Source organism: Bacteroides sp. CAG:189 (genome assembly GCF_000432295.1).
Lineage (GTDB): Bacteria > Bacteroidota > Bacteroidia > Bacteroidales > Bacteroidaceae > Bacteroides > Bacteroides salyersiae.
Genome location: NZ_HF991048.1, coordinates 1 through 22,571 on the forward strand (window position 1 = coordinate 1; position 22,571 = coordinate 22,571).

A 22,571-nucleotide genomic window follows, 5' to 3' on the forward strand; every position below is an offset into this window, starting at 1 on the left:
TCGGCATTCGCCCTCCAAATTCCATTTCCCAATGAGGTAAAAGTAATATTTTCTGCATAAGGGGTACCCTCTTTCATCCAAAAATCAAAAATACCAGCCTCAGATAATGTCAGTTCTAAAGAGTTTCTTTTATATTTGATATCAGATACAGTAGCCGGGGATAAATATTTATCTGTCCGACCAATTATCGCCCATCCTTTATATATTGGTATAAAGAAATACAATTTATCATCAAATCCTGATATTTGAAATTTATGTTTGTTTTTACCGATAGGATATCCTGTATGCGCATCATAATCATACAAAAAAAGTCCTTCTTCGGGTAACTTCCATTTTCCCGAATAGGGTTGCAATAAAGTTCCTGTCATAGAATAATCAGAAGAATCGATCGTGCCTGAAACCGTCACAGAATCCACACACAAATTGTAAATAACAACTGCAGCAACTCCATTCTCCAATGGTGCAGAAACATAATAAGGCACTTGTTCAATCAACGGAGCTGTGAATACCGAACGTTCCATAACTGTAGCAGGTGCCAAAGGACGTATTATCAAGCCATCATCATAACATAAAGGTGATACTTTAGAAAAAGATATTTGATCAGGAGCATCCGATAAATAAACCGGTCCGCCAGACATGGCTTTAGACAAAGCCATTATGTCACCACATACTTTATCAGAAGAGTGGAACATATCATGATCTCCCCACACTGTAGGACATATGTAAAGAGCATTATGATAAGATTGCAACAAATGTTCTTTGGCCATGAACATATTATTCAGTTTATAATCAATACTGGTTCTTGTAACATTTGTATGATAAGTATTTTGTAAAACCGCATTATTCATAGCCATGCAATTGATAAGCCCATTAGAAAAATAGCGATCGGCAATGTCATCTACAATTCTTGATGCTAAAAAAGCACCTCTTGCCGCATTCTCGCTATATCGTTGCATGTATAAATTAGCAGCTTGCCAATCTACTTTCAGAAAATCAAAGCCATCGGATGCCGATTGTCCCAAAAATGCATGATACACTTTGGAAATACACACTGAATCGATTCGCGGCATCGTATAACCCGTCTTTTCAATTGTTTGCAAACATTGATTGATTTCATTTCCGAAATTATTTACGGGTGAAAAACCTCCCCAATACCCATTGAAATTCTGCCATAGCCCCATCCATTTCAAACCATCCGGCTCACGAAGTGAGAGTAAAGGAGAAAATCCTTGAGGAAACTTATCATTAGGAAGAAAACTTGTCAACTGGTTCTTTATATTTTTTGCAGAACGTGAAGAAAGATGTCCATCGTCAATAATGGCATAGCGGATTGGCAAATCGATAGTTTTCAACTTTATAATTTCATTTTTAAGTAACTCAGAATTAATATCTTTCTTATATTGCTCCCAAGTACACCACCCTAAGTACTTAAACATTTCAGGATAATCTTTCTGATAGCGCAAACGCATGGTCTTTTTATATTCGTCATGTTTTAGTAATCGGCTAAAAAGCAAATAAGATGCTTCATTAGTATTACTTCCAAAGCTCCATGCCAATACAGGCACTTTCCCCGAAACCGACTGTGTTCCATAATTTGCTACACGAAAAATCAATTTTCCATCATCGGTCACATATAAATCAGATATTGTTTCAGAATTAGCCAATGGCAATAACGCAAGTACATTACCGTCTTTGAGTGAAGTTTGCATGAAACAACCACTTCTTGATACATATCTGGTCCTATTTTTAAACCCGGCATTTTTAAATGCCAAGTTTTGTTGATCGTCTACCCCATAAGCAGGTTTCACAAACAAATCTCCAATAGTATTCGGTGTAAATATCCAAGGAAGTACTCTGTTTCCGTTTACCTGCCAATAATCATAATAAGTATCTTGTGCATAATAAACAGCCTTATCATAGTTAGGTAAATTAAGTTGATAATATCTTAATACGCCCAAACTATCCGGATTTTCACCACTAAGTTCAACTTCAATAATTCCCTCTTTAGCACAGGATTTCTTATTCAAATCGATGGTAAATTGCTGAGCAGTAGTAAGAAATATATTCGCTGAAGCTATCAGCAAATAATATACAATTTTATTTATATTCTTCATTGATTTTATTTAGTTAAAGGTCTTTGCCAAGGTATTGCTCCCGATATTCTATAATGTTCAACCATTGCTTTATACAATTTAGAATATACGGCATCTTTCTCTAAGGGTTGAGATTCTTTGGAATCCTGTTTCATATTGAAATACTGCAAAGGTTCAAAAGGTCTGTTTTGCAGTAATTTATATTCTTTGTATCTAACAGCATTTTGAGTTTTCCCGCCTATATCACCGTGTTCACGACGTACCCAAAACAGATAACGATCATCAGTTACTTGTTCTTGGTTACGCAATAACGGAAGTACTGATATCCCATCTATCCGATGATTTACAGGAAGTTGAACTAAATCACATAAGGTAGGGAATATATCCGACATCATTACTAAATTATTGACCCTTCTATGTTCCAAATGGCCTTTCCAATATAGAGAACAAGCCACTTTTATCCCCCCATCATACATATCGCCTTTGTCTCCTCTTACAGGGCCGTTATTTGCTTCCGATTTCCGATCTCCCCCATTATCCGAACAAAAAATAATAAGAGTATTATCTAACTGTCCGCTTTTCTCTAAAGAGTTGATTACTCTACCTACTCCATCATCCATATGCTCAATGAGAGCAACCAACTTTCCACGAGTTTCAGAAATATTCGGATGGCGTTTACGAACCTTTTTTTCCCATTCCACAGGTGGTTGCAACGGTGAATGAGGTGCATTATATGCCAGATATAGGAAAAATGGTTTATCTTGCTTTCTCGCTTTAAATATATAATCGGACGCCCAGTCAGTAAACAAATCTGTGGCATGTCCCTGAGGATCGATTTCTTCAGTATTGAGTCGCATATAATTGAAACCTCTACGCAAGTGCGTATTGTAATCATCCATCATGTCTCCCAAGAAACCATGGAAGAAATCAAAACCTCTTTCATTGGGTAAATTAGGACTCTCAAGTCCCAAATGCCATTTACCGATAATTGCAGTTTGATAACCGGCTTTTTTCATCATTTCGGGAAGGAGTGCAGCATCCGGAGAAAGATAGCCCCAACTCCCCTTAGGATCAGTTCTGATTACTCCCGGTACTCCGACCATATCCGGAAAACAACCGGTCAATAGCCCGGCCCTACTTGGAGAAGATACGGATGAATTTGCATAAAAGTTGTCCATACGAACGCCTTGATGAAACAACCGGTCAATATTCGGAGTCTGTACATCTTTAGCATATTGGCACGACAAATCACCCAATCCCAAATCATCCACCATGATTAATAAAATATTGGGATTACCTTCAATTTTATTAGAAGCCGCTTCCTGAGCGACCGACGGGAGTATGACGGTTCCACTTGTAACAAGTGAAACCATCATTTTTAAAGTTTTAATTACCATATCCAAAATTCTGCTTTATGACATTATTAGTAATTGTAATTTCTCTTGAAGGAATCGGAAGAAAAATCGAATAATCTTCAAATTGCCTTCTCTTATATATATATTTATTTTTATCATAATCTTCCACATTGGTATATTCCAGATACTCTTTCATCCAACCAGAACGAATCAAATCGACCCTGCGCAGGCTTTCTCCTAAAAATTCCAACATTCGTTCCTGCATAAGTGCCATTCTGAACTCTTCCAACTGGTCTTTTGGAGTAATGCCTGTTATCGGTTTTACAATGGAAGGATCAGCCATATTCTCCTTCGTTATTTCCGGTAAAATAGTCTCATTAGCCGAACGGCGTCTGACATAATTTAGCAAACGTAAAGCTCTGTCAGTAGGTCCGCCATTCTGTTCTGCTTCTATTTCCGCTAAAACTAAGTACATCTCTGCCAGACGAAGTACCACATAATTGATCGGTGTACGTTGTTTAGGATAATCAGGCTTTTTCTCCATCGCAAATTTCCCCAAATTATAAGTTTTATTTGCCGCCGTAGGAGGCCATAAGGTTCCATCACCTTTATACTGAAAATTGGTTATATTCTTGTATTTTCTCATATCACACGTCTCTTTCGTGGGCTTACTGGGAAAATTATCAGCAATGGTAGCTCCTCCATAAGGCATATAAGTATTGGCCACATTGCCTGTCGGAAGTACCCAGTTCCATGAACCGGGACCATATATTTGACCTACCCAACCACCTTCTTCTTGCGATAAAGCATCTTTAAACTGTACATCAAAAATAACTTCAGGAGTATTTTCCGAAGGATAAAAACTATCTGCATAAGACATAGATAGCAGTACCTCTTCATTACCTCCATATCCCTCATCTATCACTTTCTGTGCATAGTCTTTTGCTTGGCTAATTAATTCGGCAAATTTGTTTTTAGCCCATTCATATGAATTTATTCCATCTTCCAAAGCCATATCCGGAGAAATGTGAGCATATTTCCCCATCGTAGCAGCAGTTAAGCTTGCCCGTGCCAAAAGAGCCGCAGCCGCAATTCTGGTAGCACGTCCCATCTCTTTCTCTGCCGCAAAACTGACAGGTAGTACAGAATAAGCATCTATCAAATCTTGGAATATTTGTCCGTATACTGCCTCAGTAGATGATCGCGGCATGTTTTCACCTACTCGTTCCGACCCTGGCAATGTAGTAAGCACACATCCACCAAAAACAGAAGTCAAGTTGTAATAGCAGAGAGCACGCAAAAATTTAGCTTCAGCAACACAACGGTTGACAATAACACTTTCAATGCCAGACTTTTCTGCATTAAAAATTAAATCATTTGCCCTATTAATCATGGCATATTGACCGGCATAGAAAGATTTAATAATGCCATTTTGAGGAGTCGGTTTGCATTTATCCAATTCTTCGAGCATCAATTGTTTAGAAGCACCGGCAGTAATGGCCCCCATTTCATCGGTCGCCAACTCGTTAAGCAAAGGTAGTCCGGCATTATAATTGGTCAAATAATTGGTAATTTCATTACCTAATGTTGGCAAGCTACGTGTACCGAGCATATCATAAATACCAATCAATGCCATTTCATAATCACTAACTTTCGTATAAACTTGATCTCCACCTAACTGTGTCGTCATTTTTTCGTCTAGGAAATTAATCTCACATGAAGTCACCGTAAGAGTTACAGCAAACAGTAATGATTTATATATTTTTTTCATCTTGTATTTATTTAGGGTTGTTTAAAAATCGATAGAAAGACCTGTAATAATGGTTCTTGAACTTGGATAAACAAAACGGTACATACCACCCGTAATCGGATTATTAGAAGCGACTTCGGGATCATACCACTTAAATTTTGTAAATGTAAATAAGTTTTGGCCTGTCAGATAGATACGAGCTCTGCTTATCTTTACTTTTTCAAGCCATGACGTTGGCAAAGTATAACCTAAAGTAATATCTTTAATCTTAAGATAGGAACCGTTTTCTACAAACAAACTCGATGCTAAGTTTTTGTATGAGTCTATGGTATAATCCGGCCATTCGTTTGAATCTCTATATGGTCTCCACGCCTCATCATAAATACTTTGCAATATATTACGATTATTATAACCACAAACCGGATAATAATTGGTCACAAACAATTTACCACCATATGAGAATGACAAGAAAATATTCAGATCAAATCCTTTATAATTGAATTTATTAACAAATCCACCTGTAAATTTAGGTTCGCTGTTTCCAATATAAGTTCTATCATCTGTAGTAATGTTATTATCATCGCCCACTACATCTCTAAATTTTGCGCTTCCCGGCAATGGAACATCCCCTGCATATTTAGGTTGTCCATCCATAAGCACCAGTTTCTCTTCACCATTCTTGGCACGATTATAAATTTCCCGACATTGTTCGATTGATAATAATCCTTGCGATGGATCGTTGTTTTTATAGAAATTCTTATAATCCTTGTACTGATAAACTCCATCATAGATAAACCCATACATTGTTCCTACTGCCTGCCCCGGTTCAAGGATAAAAGCTTCATTATAAATATTGCCTGCATTGAATGTCAAAGCCGAATTCTCTCCTAAATCAAGAATTTTATTCCTATTAAACGACATATTCAAAGAAGAAGTCCAAGAGAAATCCTTGTTGGAGATATTGACAGAATTCACTACAAATTCAATTCCCTTATTTTCCAAACTACCAGAGTTATACATCATGGTGCTAAAACCGGTCGTGTAATCCAAAGGTTTATCGAGTAATAAATCAAAAGTCTTTTTATAGTAGGCATCTACGGATAACGATAACCTATTATTGAACAATGCCATATCAAATCCGACATTATATTGTTCAGTGGTTTCCCATGTCAAATCAGGATTAGCTATAGAACCCACTGCAATACCGGGTTTTAATGTAGAAGAAGGTCTTATGCCACCACTTTCATTAAATGAATAATACACATTTGAATAAGTAGACAAACTACTATATGCAGGTATTCCCTGATTACCGGTACGCCCATAACTGAATCTTAACTTTAATTCATCAATTGTTTTTAAGGATTGCATAAACTTTTCACGATGAATATTCCAAGCTATAGCAGCTGAAGGAAAATAGGAAAACTTATTCCCTTTAGGAAACTTACTTGAACCGTCTGCACGGAAACTTGCCGTAAACAAGTATTTACTCTTATAAGAATAGTTCACACGCCCCAAATAAGAAAGCAATGTACTGGCATAATCTTTAACATCAGGTGCCATTATATTCAATCCAAGCCCTACATTGCCACCTGTCAAATCAGAATAAGCGGCTGGATAATCAGTAGTTTCAATAGAAAAATTCCTGCCACTATTCTTTTCCATTGTATAGCCCACCATTGCATTAAGACTATGATGCTTCTTAAACACTTTGTTATAAGTCAGTATGTTTTCCCAAGACCAATTAAAGCGTTTTGCCCAAGAGTTTACTCCACGACCGTTCACAGAAGCACCAGCTGCAATAGAGGGACCATAAAAAATCTCTTTGTTGGTATTAATCATATCAACATTATAAGAAGTTTTGAACTGCAAATCTTTTATAACATCATATTGTATATAAGCGTTAGCAGTCGTTCTCACACTACTTAGCCTATTCTGTACAGTAGTTACATAGTCATGAGGATTCGTTTGAAGATTATAATCACCTGTCAATTCTCCATCCCAGTCAAAATCAGAACTATTAAAACGGACATTTGCCGGACGATAACTTAAAACCTGCTGAAAGACATCCGCTCCTGTATCCTTAGAGCCACCGGAAGGCACACCATCCTGAGAAGTCTTCGAAAAATTAATATTAACACCCGTCTTGGCTCTCTTCCCTATATTTTGGTCTACTCTCGAGCGGATTGTAAATCTGTCAAATCCGGAATTTTCTACCAATCCGGACTGATCGGTATAAGCTGCACTCATTGAATATTTAGTTGTCTTTGTTCCTCCTCGTATACCTATATTATAATCCTGAGTAATAGAATTTTTAAAAAGATAATCTTGCCAATCATAGAACGGAGTGTTTTGTAAAGAATCATATTTTGCTATATAATCCGGATCTTCACGTTCATATTTCATATAATTCAAATAATCTTCCCCTTGCAGTACATCTATTTTCTTGGACACACTTCCAACACCGACATAGGTTGAAAAAGAGACAACTGGCTTACCTTCCATACCGGATTTTGTGGTTATTAGAACAACGCCATTAGCTCCACGTGAACCATATATTGCAGTAGCCGATGCATCTTTCAAAATCTCGATTGATTGAATATCATTCGGATTTAAAGATGATAAAGGATTAAACACTGCCGAACTTAATCCTTTCGGATCGCCGACTCCGGTACCGGCATCCTTGGATATCGGGGCACCATCAATGACATATAACGGTTCGCTATCCGAATTGATAGAACCAGTACCACGAATTTGAATACTAATACCGGCTCCCGGTTCTCCACTCGTGTTTGTAATATTTACACCAGCCATTTTTCCGGCCATTGCCTGGTCTAATGATAACATGTGAGAATTACTAACATCCGATCCTTTCATGGAAGTTACAGATCCGGTTAAATCGCTTTTTTTAACAGTTCCATAACCAATTACCACTACTTCGTCAATTTCATTTTGTGTTTCTTCCAGATAAATTTTTAAAGGTAAATCATTCTGACTTTTAACCGTCACGACTTTAGAATCCATACCCATATAAGAAACTTTGATATTAACAGGCAAAGTACTACAAACAATTGAGAACTTACCATCAAGATCAGTGATGGTTCCGGTTTCGGTTCCTTCAATGATAATCGTAGCACCGATTAATGTTTCACGATTTTGTTCAGAATAAACGGTACCAGTCACCTTAATTTGTGCATTTACCATTAAATTACATAAAAGTAATAAGGTAGCGAATAATAATTTTTTCATGGAATTATAATATAAGATTAATAACTGCTGCAAATGTACAAATCTCACATACTGCACCATTGCTCTAAAGTGTCTTTCTTTTGCTCGAATGAACCATTGGGCCAATTATAAATTTGGAATATAGGATAAGAATAATAAAACATATATTTTTGCGAAAAGATTAAGAACCTGAACGAATCATATTATGATCTACATTTTATACATTTTTCTATTAGCTGCATTCTCAATAAGTACGTATGGACAAACTGCTAACGCGGACATTCTTTCGTCGCGTTTGCATGTTATTTCTGTCAATGAAGGGCTTCCGCAACAAGCCGTTACTTCCATTGTTCAAGATAAAAACGGTTTTGTATGGATGGGAACTTACGATGGTCTATGTAAATATGATGGTACCAACTATAAAAATTACTACCACATCAATAATGATACAACTTCCTTATCCAACAATAGAATACTGGCTATACTTGAAGATTCAAAAGGAAATCTCATTGTAGGTACAGAAGGAACATCCTGCGTAAATTTTTACAATAAGGATACTGACAATTTTCATGTACCTACTGACATAAAGTGGAAGAATTGCCGAAGTTTAATAGAAGACAACAACCATAAAATATGGGTCGGAACCTCGGACGGACTTTATTTATTGCATATAGATAGCCTGCATAAGGTTGTACATGAAAAAACAAAAATTGAAAGTCTGTGGCATACCACCATAAAACGTATTCTATTATCTCCAGACAAAAGCTGTATATGGATACTTACAAATAATAAGATATATCATTTAGATACCGATCAAAACATAAAAGGGTGCTATGAAAATCAACTGATAAAACAGGCCAGAGATATTTATTGTGATTCCTCTTCACAATTGTTTATTCTTCATGATGAAGGAATTTACCTCATTGATGAAGGAACAGTGGTAAAAACCAATGTAAGCACTCCGCTAACTGCGATAAAGGAATTGAAACGCGGAATATACATTGCCGGTACAGAAAACAGTGGCATACGCATTTTAGAATCTCATCAAAAAGGTAGTTTCAAAATTAGGAAAACAACAGATTTAAACAATTCCACATTCTTCCAATCAAACTTGATTCGCAATTTTTTCATAGACCGTTCTAATTGTCTATGGATAGGTTCGGGCCATAATGGCGTTGCCATCGTTGATTTATCTCCCTTACCATTTCATAAGCTATTGATGCCAAAAGAGGAAATACGCCCATTGGTACGCGTCATCACTAAAGACTCTTCAGACAATTTATGGATCGGCATAAAATTAGGAGGCTTATATATGTTAAAAGACGGAGTTTATACCAAGTTTCCAATAGATTCGAAACAGAATTTCAATGCTATAATGGAAGATTCCAAGAAAAACATATGGATATTGACTAACAAAAATGTGTACATTTACAAGGGGAAAAAACTATATAATTTGAATGAAATCAGTGGTATTCCCACGGATATCTATAATAAGATACTTGCAGCGAGTGTGATTATAGAAGATGACCAAGGAACCATATGGATTGGCGGAACCGGAAAATTAGCCCGAATAAGAGGTTTGTTTACCTCTTCTGTCTCTGTACATTATTTTAATGCTCCTTATACGCAAGATATATTTTGCTTGGGTAAAGACAAACTTGGGCGTATTTGGTTAGGCTCCCGATCCAAAGGGATATTTGTTATCACTTTGAATATATTTTCTGACATAATCAAATATCAAAGTATAAATACAACCAACAGTTCTATCAAAAGTAATCATATCTGGGACATTTGTTTTTCTAAAAACGGTAATTATGTCTGGGTAGCAACAGATTCAGGAATAAACTCATTTGATTGTTCATCTTTAGAAGCAAATGTAATATCAGTTGCTCCTCATGAGAAACTTATCAATCATAAAATACTAAGTGTAATTGAAGTCTCCGATCATTCCATTTGGCTAAACACCAGCCAAGGTTTATTACATTACAATCCGGAGACAGGCCATTATCGAGAATATTATTATAGCGATGGCCTGTGCTCCAATTGCTTAACAGAAGCAGGATATCTGGCTGCTGACGGAACTTTGTACATCGGTTCCATTAATGGGATTAATTATTTCAACCCATTAGACATTAAGGATATTAGAAATGATGCACAAATACAGACTATACGCTTTATGATTTATAATAAATCCGTAAAGCCAAATCAAAAAATAAATTCCAGTGTACCATTAAAATGCAATATCATTGATGCCGATCAAATCGATATTTCATATTTGAATAATAATTTTTCTTTCGAATTCATTGCCCCCAATTATACCTCTCCCAACAAAATCTATTATGCTTATAAATTAGAAGGAGTTGACGAAGATTGGGTTTATACATCATCAGACAATCGTATTGCAAGCTATAATAATTTAGATGCCGGCAAATATAAATTTCATGTAAAAGCAACAGAAATCAATGGTATCTGGGACACTGACGAAAGATGTATTGAACTGACTGTAGGAGAGGCTCCTTGGAATACTTGGTGGGCTTATCTATTGTATCTGATATTTGTGGTAATGATCATATTGCTTGTACTTAAGTATTATTTTACACAATACAAACTAAAGCGAGACTTACAAATAGAGCATATACAAAGAGAACATGAACAAGTGTTAAGTGAAACCAAACTACAGTTTCATGCTAATATTTCACATGAAATCCGCACTTCGTTATCTTTGATAATAACTCCGCTTAATGATATAATAAACGATATAGGAGGAACGGTGAATACCACTAAGTTGGATATCATGCGTAGAAACATCGAACATCTGAATAACTTAGTATCCCAATTTCTCGATTTACAAAAAATAGATGAGGGAGTCGTACCTTTATGTGTAAAAGAAACCAATATATCATTACTACTTGAAGATATCTGTGAACGGTTCAGACCTGTTGCTGAAAATCAACAAATAGAATTTCATTTAGTTTGTGAATCATCGGATATGATCGGATATTTGGATGAAGATAAAGTGGTTAAAATCATCGGAAATTTGGTATCCAATGCTATAAAATTTAACTCAAAAGGAGGTCGTGTAACCGTTTTTGCAGCACAAGTCAATGATAAAATAGAATTTGCCGTAGAAGATACAGGATGGGGCATTTCCCCGGATGACATAACTCGTATTTTTGAGCGTTATTATCAAAATAATCGGCAAAAAAATCAAGGAATGGGAATCGGTCTTTCATTGGTGAACCAATTGGTAAGACTACATAAAGGTAGTATATCGGTAAAGAGTGATCCGGATGGAGGCCAAACGTTATTCACTGTAAGAATCCCTGTCAGTAAAGAATACTATGATGATAAAGAACTTATTAAAAAAGAGAATATATCACCTATCACTCGCGAACAGATCAATGATAACAAACAAGAGTCAAAAGCAACAATAATCATCGTAGAGGACAATCTCGACATGAGTACATATTTAACTGTTTGCTTAGCTGAAAGATTCAATGTAATTTGCAAAAACAATGTTGACGATGCAATTGATGAAATTATACAATTCATCCCTGATTTGATTCTTTTAGATATAGTTTTGGAAGGCAATAAGACAGGATATGATCTATGCAATGCAGTAAAAAGTAATATGATGACCAACCACATACCTATTTTGATGCTGTCTGCCAAAGATACGCCTCAGGACATCGCTTTAGGATATGACTGTGGTGCTGAAGACTATATTCTCAAACCTTTTTCCATGGAGATTTTAATTCAAAAAATAAACAACATCATCAAATACAGGAAAAACAGTTTGATGGAATATGATTCCGGCAATGAAATAGAAAATACAGATTACAATAAGGGCGGTAATCAATTTTATGAAAAACTGATTGGCTTAATCCACGACAATATTAGCAATTCCGAATTCGGGATAACAAATATTTGCGAAGAATTAAATATCAGCAGAACCCAATTATACAGAAAAGTAAAGGCTGTTACTGATATTCCAATCTCCACGTTAATACGTAATTTAAGAATGGAAAAAGCTTATGAACTATTCAAGAACAATGATTATACTGTTTCAGAAGTAATGTATCAAGTGGGTATAAACAGTAATTCGTATTTTACAAAAACATTCAAGGAATATTTTAATATACTTCCATCAGAATTTATAAAACAAACCTACAAAAAATAAAATAATTATTATAATCAATCAAGGTATGCAAAAGAAAGCGTTTTTAATTCTATTTTTGATGTTATTCCCCTATATTAACTCTTATGGGGAAAGAATAAGCAAACAAAGTACTCCTTTTGTCGGAGCGCAGATTTTTATCGAACCCGGACAAACTCAGGAACAAATAGAACAATGGTTCAAATTGCTCGCGGAAAGCAATATGACCACTTGTCGGATCCGTATGTTCGGAAAGTATATGAAAACCCCAAGTGGTACATACGATTTTACACTGTTTGATAGGGCTTTTAAGTTAGCGGACAAATATCATATAAAGGTATATGCTACCTTATTTCCTGATACAGAGTTTACTGATGTGGGAGGATTCAAATTTCCACATTCACGCGAGCACCAAAAAGAAGTGGAAGACTATATAAAAAACGTAGTATCCCATTTCTCCCAATATAAAAATTTGGCTGCATGGGTTTTAATCAATGAGCCAGGTACACCCAATTTACCTTTTAACGAACCGTTTACTAAAGAACGTTTCTCGGACTGGAAAAAAGAACACAATTTTTCAGAATACAACGAAAAAGGATATCCTGTATTAAATTTTGAAAAAGAAAACTTCATTATCGATTATCACAATTGGTATCTGAATTGGTTAGCGAACCAAGTACGACTTTATGACAAACAACATGATTTGCATGTTAATCCGCATAATGTGTTCAAGTTATCCGGGCTATATGATTTTCCTACATGGCGTACTTTCTTAAATAGTTTAGGAGGGTCGGCACATGCAAGCTGGCATTTTGGATATTTCCCCCGTAAAGCATATACTGTAGCGATGTCGGCAAACGCAGAGTTAATTCGCTCCGGTGCCGGAGAATTACCTTGGCTGATGACCGAACTTCAAGGAGGAAACAATTTGTATAGCGGAGCTAATCCACTCTGTCCTACTGCGGAAGAAATAATACAATGGCTTTGGATAAATTTTGCAACAGAAGCCAAAGGTGGTATATTTTGGAGTTTCAATGCTCGAAGTACTGCTGCGGAAGCGGGAGAATGGGCGATGATAAATTTCAAAAATAAATCATCGGACAGACTTATTGCCGCAGCAACGATAGGAAAATTTATCACAGAAAACGTAAAAATGATGTCGAACATCAAAACTTTGAACAGTGGAATTTCAATTCTATACAATCACGAATCAATGTGGGTTGAAGCGGCCCAAACAAGAGGAAAACTAAATGGAAACGGCAGGAGTATTGGAGCTGTCATGTGTTCTCCTCTATCATATTTTGAAGCGTTGTCAGAAACTGGCCTCCAAGCCAATTTCAAAGAGATCAAAGAGTTTGATTTCTCTTTGAATGATTATACCGACCAAGTCATCATTCTGTCTCACCAAATAGCATTGGACAATAAGGTCATTAAACAACTGGAATCATTTGTTGAGAAAGGAGGAACATTAATAGCGGATGGATTAACGGGATATTATGATTATCAAGCACATAGTACAGTGGTCAGTGGATTTGCTTTAGAAAATCTTTTCGGATCTTATCCTATCGAATACAAAATAAAAGAAAACTTATTTAGTCTGGATTTTGAGAAAGATAATTATAAACTGCCTGCACATTTGTGGAAAGGAACAATAGAAACCTCAAAAGCTACGCCTATAATGGACAAGGAGGGAGAATGCATCGCTTGTATCAATCAATATGGAAAAGGCAAGGTCTTTTGGATTCCTTCACCTATAGCATTAGGAGCACGTGAATCCAAGGACTTCTCCGAATTATCAAAACTCACCGTAAGTTTACTCCCCAATAAAATACTTAATGACAATCCTCACTTCGACAAGCATTATAAAGATGTCATGATGAAAAGTTTTAAGAGCAACGGAACGATGTATTCTCTTATTATTAACAAATCCGCATCTGTACAAACCGTCGATATAGTCGGAGGAAAAGGAAAAGCATTCATCTTGTTTGCGAATAAAAATGCCCATTCCACAGCGAATAAGCTTACGATATCACCTGAAGAGACTGTAATAATCAAATGGAAAAATAATTAATTAAAACGATAACTCATGACAAAAAAAACGTTGCTTTTAAATGCGACTATCCTACTCCCTCAACTGGTTGTAGCTCAGTCTGCCGAACTTAATGAAGCGTATAAAAAGTACTATGGCGAATACGAAAATTGTAAAATATCGAAAGATTCTCCAAACATACTTCTTATTACCAGTGATCAGCATCACTGGATGGCAATGGGATATAATGATCCTAAATGTAAAACTCCTAATCTGGACAGATTGGCAAGTAAAGGAGTCATTTTCGATAAAGCCTACACTTGCAATCCGGTAAGCACTCCTTCACGGGCTTCAATTATCACAGGGCGTTATCCAAGTCAACACGGTGCTTACGCTCTTGGTACAAAACTGCCTGAAACGGAATTATGTATAGGCGATTGCTTATCCGAATGCGGATATGAAACAGCGCTTATCGGAAAAGCCCATTTTCAACCTCTCGGAGGAACTGCCGAATATCCGTCTGCCGAAGCGTATCCGATTCTACAAGATTTCGACTTTTGGAAAGAATTTTATGGTCCATTCTATGGATTCGACCATGTAGAATTGGCCAGAAACCATGCTGATGAACCTCATGTAGGGCAACATTATGCCATATGGTTACAAAATCAGGTAGGAGAAAAATGGAGAGATTGGTATCGTACTCCTACGGGAAATGCCCCGAAAGGACAATACGGAGCGTGGAAAATGCCAGAAAAATATCATACCGACGCTTGGATTGCAGAACGTTGCATTGCCCTTCTTGACCAATACAAAAAGGGGGATAAACCCTTCATGCTTTGGGCCAGTTTCTTTGATCCCCATAACCCATATTTGATTCCTGAACCCTGGGCATCTATGTATAAACCAGAAGATATGGATATTCCAGAAACTGTAAATGACGACATCTCTGACATGCCACTCCATTATAGGGTGACTCGGGAAGAGAATCCGGACAAATCTATTTGGGCAGAAGGCAACCCGTCTTATCCGGTACATGGCATTGCACAGCATCGATGGACAAAAGAAAAACTCCAGCAAAACAAAGCGATTTATTATGGAATGGTTTCCATGATGGATCACTATATAGGAAAAATACTGGACCATCTGGAAGAAAACGGACAAATAGACAATACTTTAATCATATTCACCACAGATCATGGGGCATTTATCGGACATCACGGTTTGGTGGGTAAAGGAGTATTCGATTACGAAGATGCAGTCAAAATTCCATTTATAGCTTCCTATAAAGGTAAAATGCCACAAGGTGTACGAAGCCAGGCACTTATCTCATTAGTGGATATTGCACCTACTATCTTAGGAATGGCAGGTAAAAAAATTCCCAGATGTATGACAGGCATAGATCAAACAGATGTATTTATGGGAAATAAAAAAGAGATTCGGGATCATGTAATTGTAGAAAACCGTTTCCAAATGACGAAATTTTATGTTTGTACTTATATAGACAAGCATTATAAGCTGGCTTTCGATATGAATAGTAACGAAGGAGAATTGTTTGATCTGAAAAATGATCCAAACGAATTAATAAACCTTTGGAATGACGAAAAATACAAGGACATAAAAACAGAATTATTGCTTAAAGCATTACAATCGAGAATGAAAGCAGAACCTGTGTTAATGCCACGTGTAGCAGGAGCATAATTTTCTTCTCTCTCCAAACATATTAGTACAACTGTGTCAATAGAAGATATGAATAATATACTTTGTTGGCACAGTTTCTCTAATTTATGAAAGAACTAAACCGCACTCAAACAATTTACCTATAAGTTCTATTCATCCACCAATTAAAAACAGCATAAACCGCCAGACTACTCAACAGCAAAGTTTTCTGATTTAAAACTGCTGTAGTACCTCCCACTGGTTGCCGTAAACCTTAAAACGCAATAATCCGGATCAGTGACTCCTTCTTTGTAATACATCGTATCGCCCTCTTCCCATATCAACTCTTTAGGCTCATTATCCGTTAATACTTCCATCGTACCTTTCAACATCACCCCTCGAAAAAAACGACGGTCGCAAAAATAAAGGCAGGAACGATTGTCCTTTAAAAAATGGAGGATGTGTTAGCCGTAAAATAAAGGGTGCGTATCCCCTCACGTTTTCGGGGTGTCAACATTGCTTTCATATTTGGATAACCATCCACATCGATGGAACCAATAAAAGCTATTTTCTGATGATCAATCAGCTTACCAATCGTTTTTTCTACCTCTTTCATCTTTTTATTCTTTTAATTTATAGATAACACAAAAGTAGGAAGAGGAAAGAGAAATCATACAATAAGAATCAAAGAAAGGAATGTAGCACTTAGGACTGATTTTCATTTCTTGTTGAACGACTTCATTCAAATAATTAGGGGTTATACACAATCTATCCGCATAATATTTCGTATCATGGTGGGTTCTGAAATTCTCATCCACCAATTTCATAAAACGATCTATATGCCTGTGACGTGAATTCTCCTCAATCCCTGCATTACTTTTCAAATATTCCCGATTCAAAAACATCAGCATTTCATAGAGTAGAGCACGTAAAATATGTTCATCTCTTGATTGTTCATTATTAATTTCGACAATAATATTACGAACCAAGCTATCAATCCGGGTATAGATATCAATAATATCCATTTTAGCAGATGCCCTGTTTCGATTAAAGTAAGAGAGATTTTGCATGAAGGAAGGATCATTAAAGAATGAAATCAAAAACTCTTCCTCAAAAATAAGTGCATAGCCTTGTGGAAGATGACTTTTGTCCCATGCCCGAACCTCTCCCGGTATTGAAAAAACAACATCTCCTTGACAAAGAGCGTACTGTTTACCACCAATGGAAATAAATCCGGAATCACCGGTGATAATAGTAATATCAAATGCTAAAGTAGTGTATTATAAGAAGTCGAATTGGTACTTTTTGTTTTTTAGTTGGCAAATATTGGTGTATAGGCGCAATAATACAATGAATCGCAAAAGAAATTTATCTTTGCGTGCTTTCTGTGAATGATTATGAAAAAGAACAGATACCGGGAACTTTTTCATCATCAGTGTGTATATCATACAAACCATTAAAACAAAAATGTTATGGATGATATGATTAACAGAAATGCCCCGATTGCCGAAGAGAACATAGATCCGAACGGGCGACCGGCAATAGACAAATTCGAAGAATGGAGTGAAGAGGTTTCCGAACGTACAGATACCGGATACAAAGATCAAAAAGTAAAATCCAAAAAAGAACGGGAGAAACGTATCAAGGAAATTGATGAAGTAATTAAGGAGGATCTGGACTAAAAAAGAAGATAGTATATGTTCCTAATTAAAAAGGGAAAAAGATATACATTATTGGCTTATTTTTCATAATAAGAGAATTCTTTTTTCTATAAGCTTTCTACTACTGTAAAAGATTATAAACAAGCAGGATTTTTCTCGTAGAGACTCGCCCCGTTCCTCGTAGAGAAACAGAACCTTCCTCTACGAGGAACGACCCGAAACTCTACGAGAAAAAAGCAAGTTTACCAACCTATTGAAAACCAAGTTTTTACAAACAACCTAAATTGTATTACTTTTTCCTTACCACAACCAACCTTTCTTCCTTTCATTCGTCAGATTCGAACATTCTCAAATCACGACACAATTCATTTATATCTTATCCTATAGTTTATCTTTTAAAACCTGTGGAAGTTCCGGCATGGCGCCACTCTGAGTACAAACATATGCAGAAACTTCTACCGCCAGTTTATGAGCTTCGGGCACACTTTTCCCTTTTAATAAAGCTGCGGTAAAGGTCGCGGTAAAAGAGTCACCTGCACCTACTGTATCTGCTACCGGTACTTTAGGGGTTTCCTGGAAAGAAACGACTCCCGGAGTAAAAACATAACTACCGTTTGTTCCACAGGTGAGAATCAACATTTTCAGATTATACTTAGCCAGCAAAATCCAACATTTGTCTTGAAGATCAATGCCGGGATAACCAAACAATCGGCTGATAGCCACCAATTCTTCATCATTAATTTTCAATACATTGCAACGCTGACAGGAATCACGGATAATGTCTTTGGTAAAGAATCCCTGCCGAAGATTGATATCGAATATTTTCAATTGTCCTTCACCATCGGGCATGGTATCGAGAAAGCGATTGATCGAAGTGCGGCTCACTTCATTGCGCTGGGCCAACGAACCGAAGCATACAGCACGAGTACTTAATGCCAGCCGTTTCAAATCATCTGTAAATGGAATGTTATCCCAAGCTACCCCTTCCTTAATATCATAGCAGGGAATACCGTTGTCATCCAATGTCACCTGCACAGTTCCGGTAGGATAATTCACTGTCTGCAACTGATGTTTCAACTGCTTTTCCTTAAATACTTTCAGAATCTCATCACCCAATTCATCATTACCGACGGCACTCACTACACGGCTGTCAAAACCGAATTGTGATACATGGTAAGCGAAATTCGCCGGAGCCCCCCCTATTTTCTTTCCTTCGGGCAACACATCCCAAAGCGCCTCGCCCATTCCTACTATTATGTTATTCATACCTGTTTTATTTACGATTTAACAATTTACGATTTACGATTGAAATTACTTTTTGATGCGGAGGGTATAGTATAAAAGATACACAACACCGACTGTCATCACCGCTACCGCACCGCTTTGTCCCATCACTGCATCGGAAGCAAGCCCCATTGCCAATGGGAAAATAGTTCCGCCAAAAAGTCCCATAATCATCAATCCGGAAACTTCATTCTTCTTATTAGGCATGTAAAGTAATACCTGAGAGAAAATAATGGAGAATACATTCGAGTTACCGAAACCGATAAGAGCAATGCAAACATAAATCATGGTCTGATCATGGAAAACAAACAGCCCCACCATCGCCGCCAACATACAAAATACGCTGATGGCAAAGAACGTTTTAGGAGACATCTTGCGCAGAATAAACGAACCGAGTAAACAACCGATAGTACGAAAGATAAAATACAGACTGGTAGCAAAACCGGCATCGGCCAACGTCATACCTAAACGCTCGATAAGTATTTTTGGAGCGGTAGTATTCGTACCGACATCAATACCAACATGACACATGATACCGATAAAGGAAAGCAGAATGAACGGTTTCCCTAATAAAGCAAGACACTGAGTGAACGTAGACGGCTTTCCCTCCTCCATCTCTTCGGAGATCTTCGTACCATTCAGCAACAGAATGGAAACAATGGAAATAATCAGATAAATGGGGAACAATACACGCCACCCCAGACCGAACGACGGAATCACTTGTGTAGCACCCCACATGGCAATATAAGGGGCAAGAAAAGAGGCGATAGCCTTTATAAACTGCCCGAAAGTAAGGCTGCTTGCCAATTTCTCACCACTGACAATCGTTGAAAGCAGTGGATTCAGAGAAGTCTGCATCAAGGCATTTCCAATGCCCAACAGAGAAAATGAAACAAGCATCAACAGATAGCTGTCTCCAAAAATCGGAAGAAGCAGAGAAGCAAAAGTGATCACCAAACTAAGTAACACGGTTTTCTTACGACCGATACGGTTCATCAACATGCCCGTCGGCACAGAGAAAATAAGGAACCAAAAGAACACCAATGAAGGGAAGATATTTGCCTGAGAATCCGTCAGGTTCAAATCGGCCTTTACATAGTTAGAAGCAATCCCTACAAGATCAACAAATCCCATGACAAAGAAACAAAGCATCACCGGGACGAGTTTCGATAACGAAGCATTTTTACTATTTTCCATGATATGTTTTTTTAAGCAGTAAGAAATTCAGTGATTCAGTAGTTCAGTAGTCAAGTAGGTAAGTAGTTAAGTAGTTAAGTAGTTAAGTAGAAATGTCTTGCTTACATTTACGTAGTATCTGCTACTTACTACTTACCTACTTAACTACTTACCTACTTGACTACTAAACTACTTGACTACTAAATTAAATACAGTGAATGAAGTTACATTATAACTACCGCCTTTGGCATAGAAACTGACACGGTTGTAAGGTTCTGACGGAAACACGAGATTCGTCATTGCGAAACGCCCATCGTTGCCAAAAGCTTCAATACTCGATTTGTCGACGAACAAACGAAGTTTGATTTCGTCCCCCCCCTCTATGGGAGCCGATGTCACAGCCGGAAATTCTTTACTGAACGACACATCCCCACTCTTGGTGCGATCCATGAAGAATTTCTTTTCCACGAGATTATAATACATTTCCACTTCTTCGCCTTTGGAATTGAAAAGCTGGAAACCGATGACCTCTGCATTTTTATTTTTAATGGTCATCTCTATTTCGTATGTGCCTGTGTTGTCGGCAATCAGTTTATCCAGATTATAGGTACGGTCTACCTTGAAAGTACGTTTCTTTGTACCTTTATCACGCAATTTCAGTAATTCCCGGGAAGGAGTGCATTTTACGTAAGTTTCTCCCTCATGGGTATAAAGCGAAAGATCTCGCGGCACAGAATTGCCACTCCGATATTGCCGAGTCGGTACATTATTGGCATACTCCCAATTACTCATCCAAGCCAGAGCAATGTGCCGGCCTTCGGGAGCATTGCTCCAAGTCACTGCGGCGTAATGATCCTTTCCCCAATCCATCCATTTCGTTTTTGAGGGAGATTCATTTACGAATTTCTTTCCATCGAACGTCCCGACAAAGTATTGCGTAGCAGAACCTCCGAACGGGCCGCCCGGATTAAGGTTACAAATAAGCACCCATTTTTTCAACTCAGTACCTTCAATAGGCAACTCTATCAGATCGGGGCATTCCCATACACCTCCATGAGCTCCTTGCCCTTCACCGAATTTACTCTCCAGTGTCCAGTCTTTCAAATCAGAAGAAGAATAAATCTGCATTTCCTGCCCCACGGCAAGAATCATAATCCACTTTTTCGTATCTTCATGCCAGATCACCTTCGGATCGCGGAAATCACGCTGAGTAGATGTCAGAATAGGATTACGGGCATATTTCTTGAATGTTTTTCCATTATCCAGACTGTATGCCATGCTTTGCACCTGACGGTCGCTTGCCGAAGTATAGAAAGCAACGATAGCCCCTGCGCCAAAACCGGCCGTGTTATCTTTATCCACCACACACGAACCGCTGAAAATAGTGCCTAATGCATCCGGAGAAATGGCATCTCCCTGATGTTTCCAATTGACAAGATCCGTACTGGTAGCATGCCCCCAGTGCATATTTCCCCACATGGAGCCATAAGGATTATGCTGATAGAACAGGTGGTAAACACCGTCCTTATATACCATTCCATTGGGATCGTTCATCCAACCGTAAGCCGGAGTGAAGTGATAAACCGGACGAAATGCTTCGCGATTGGAAGTATCGAATTCATCCGAAAGCTTCATCTCTTTCCAGCAGATAGCCGAATCCGGGATAAGCTGAAAGTTGAAAGAAAGATGTTTGTTCTCAAATCCGGTAAGATCGACAGGTACGAAATAGTCTACTTTATTGATAGCAAGACGTACATTCATATTGCGCACCACGTCATTATCGGCTATCATATACAACTTCGCTTCGGGCGAAACCTCTTCTACCGGAAGAAGTAAATATTTTTTTTGTTCATCAATCTGGACGATACTCTGTCCGTCGCCTAAATGTTTAATCACGAAAGGAGGATTTATAGCCGGACAAGTACAAATAGAAGCAGTGGTTCCTATTATAAACAAGGAAAGCATTCTTCCGATTTTCCGCCAAGAGTCTTTTAAGTGAAACATGTTGTTTTGGTATTAAGATTTTAAATTCTACTGCTGCAAAGATAGACGCCATAGCGTAGAGTACCTATCACATTTATTGCAAACTATGTTATATTTGTTACATCGGTATCCGTCCAACATAAGACGGATACCGGATATATACAATATTTGATTCATCCAATTATAATAATGATACATGGCAA

The 22,571-nt window shown here is 37.5% G+C and carries 12 protein-coding genes and 1 pseudogene; 4 read left to right on the top strand and 9 right to left on the bottom strand.

Annotated elements, in window-relative coordinates:
• From QVP90_RS06540 to QVP90_RS06555, 4 genes are all read right to left on the bottom strand, one after another.
• On the bottom strand, positions 1-2,114 hold a 2,114-nt coding region (locus QVP90_RS06540; protein WP_288203977.1), incomplete at its 3' end, for a Sip1-related alpha-galactosidase.
• A 5-nt stretch (positions 2,115-2,119) separates the two neighbouring features.
• Positions 2,120-3,466: a sulfatase family protein gene (locus tag QVP90_RS06545; RefSeq protein WP_406566618.1), complete on the bottom strand. Its 1,347-nt coding sequence runs from the start codon at positions 3,464-3,466 to the stop codon at positions 2,120-2,122.
• Between the two features lie 13 nt (positions 3,467-3,479).
• Positions 3,480-5,219, bottom strand: coding sequence for a RagB/SusD family nutrient uptake outer membrane protein (locus QVP90_RS06550; RefSeq protein WP_005929604.1), 1,740 nt, complete (start codon positions 5,217-5,219; stop codon positions 3,480-3,482).
• 21 nt (positions 5,220-5,240) lie between these two features.
• The gene (locus QVP90_RS06555; RefSeq protein ID WP_264381078.1) at positions 5,241-8,549 is read right to left on the bottom strand and encodes a SusC/RagA family TonB-linked outer membrane protein; all 3,309 of its coding nucleotides are present in this window, start codon (positions 8,547-8,549) and stop codon (positions 5,241-5,243) included.
• 79 nt (positions 8,550-8,628) lie between these two features.
• On the opposite strand from QVP90_RS06555, the gene QVP90_RS06560 reads away from it, so the two are divergent.
• From QVP90_RS06560 to QVP90_RS06570, 3 genes are read left to right on the top strand one after another with little or no spacing between them, the layout of a single operon-like run.
• The gene (locus QVP90_RS06560; protein WP_021935979.1) at positions 8,629-12,603 is read left to right on the top strand and encodes a hybrid sensor histidine kinase/response regulator transcription factor; all 3,975 of its coding nucleotides are present in this window, start codon (positions 8,629-8,631) and stop codon (positions 12,601-12,603) included.
• A 25-nt stretch (positions 12,604-12,628) separates the two neighbouring features.
• Entirely contained in the window at positions 12,629-14,650 is a 2,022-nt protein-coding gene (locus QVP90_RS06565) for a beta-galactosidase trimerization domain-containing protein (RefSeq protein ID WP_005929595.1), read from the top strand.
• A gap of 15 nt (positions 14,651-14,665) precedes the next feature.
• Positions 14,666-16,306 carry a sulfatase family protein gene (locus tag QVP90_RS06570; RefSeq protein WP_007481453.1) on the top strand — a complete coding sequence of 547 codons (1,641 nt, stop codon included), beginning with the start codon at positions 14,666-14,668 and terminating at the stop codon, positions 16,304-16,306.
• Positions 16,307-16,473: 167 nt separating this feature from the next.
• Here the strand turns inward: QVP90_RS06570 and QVP90_RS06575 are convergent.
• A pseudogene (locus QVP90_RS06575) lies at positions 16,474-16,880 on the bottom strand (pyridoxamine 5'-phosphate oxidase family protein).
• A gap of 4 nt (positions 16,881-16,884) precedes the next feature.
• The gene (locus tag QVP90_RS06580; protein WP_224206332.1) at positions 16,885-17,289 is read right to left on the bottom strand and encodes a hypothetical protein; all 405 of its coding nucleotides are present in this window, start codon (positions 17,287-17,289) and stop codon (positions 16,885-16,887) included.
• Positions 17,290-17,736: 447 nt separating this feature from the next.
• On the opposite strand from QVP90_RS06580, the gene QVP90_RS06585 reads away from it, so the two are divergent.
• Positions 17,737-17,946 (top strand): hypothetical protein, encoded by a 210-nt coding sequence (locus QVP90_RS06585; RefSeq protein WP_005929583.1) that lies wholly within the window; start codon positions 17,737-17,739, stop codon positions 17,944-17,946.
• A 360-nt stretch (positions 17,947-18,306) separates the two neighbouring features.
• Here QVP90_RS06585 and QVP90_RS06590 read toward each other — a convergent pair whose 3' ends face one another.
• The 3 genes from QVP90_RS06590 to QVP90_RS06600 form a co-directional block, all read right to left on the bottom strand.
• Positions 18,307-19,191, bottom strand: a complete 885-nt coding sequence (locus tag QVP90_RS06590; protein WP_021935981.1) for a carbohydrate kinase family protein — start codon at positions 19,189-19,191, stop codon at positions 18,307-18,309.
• 45 nt (positions 19,192-19,236) lie between these two features.
• Positions 19,237-20,406: an MFS transporter gene (locus tag QVP90_RS06595; protein ID WP_005929578.1), complete on the bottom strand. Its 1,170-nt coding sequence runs from the start codon at positions 20,404-20,406 to the stop codon at positions 19,237-19,239.
• 168 nt (positions 20,407-20,574) lie between these two features.
• Positions 20,575-22,389, bottom strand: a complete 1,815-nt coding sequence (locus tag QVP90_RS06600) for a GH32 C-terminal domain-containing protein (protein WP_005929575.1) — start codon at positions 22,387-22,389, stop codon at positions 20,575-20,577.
• Positions 22,390-22,571 lie beyond the last annotated feature (182 nt).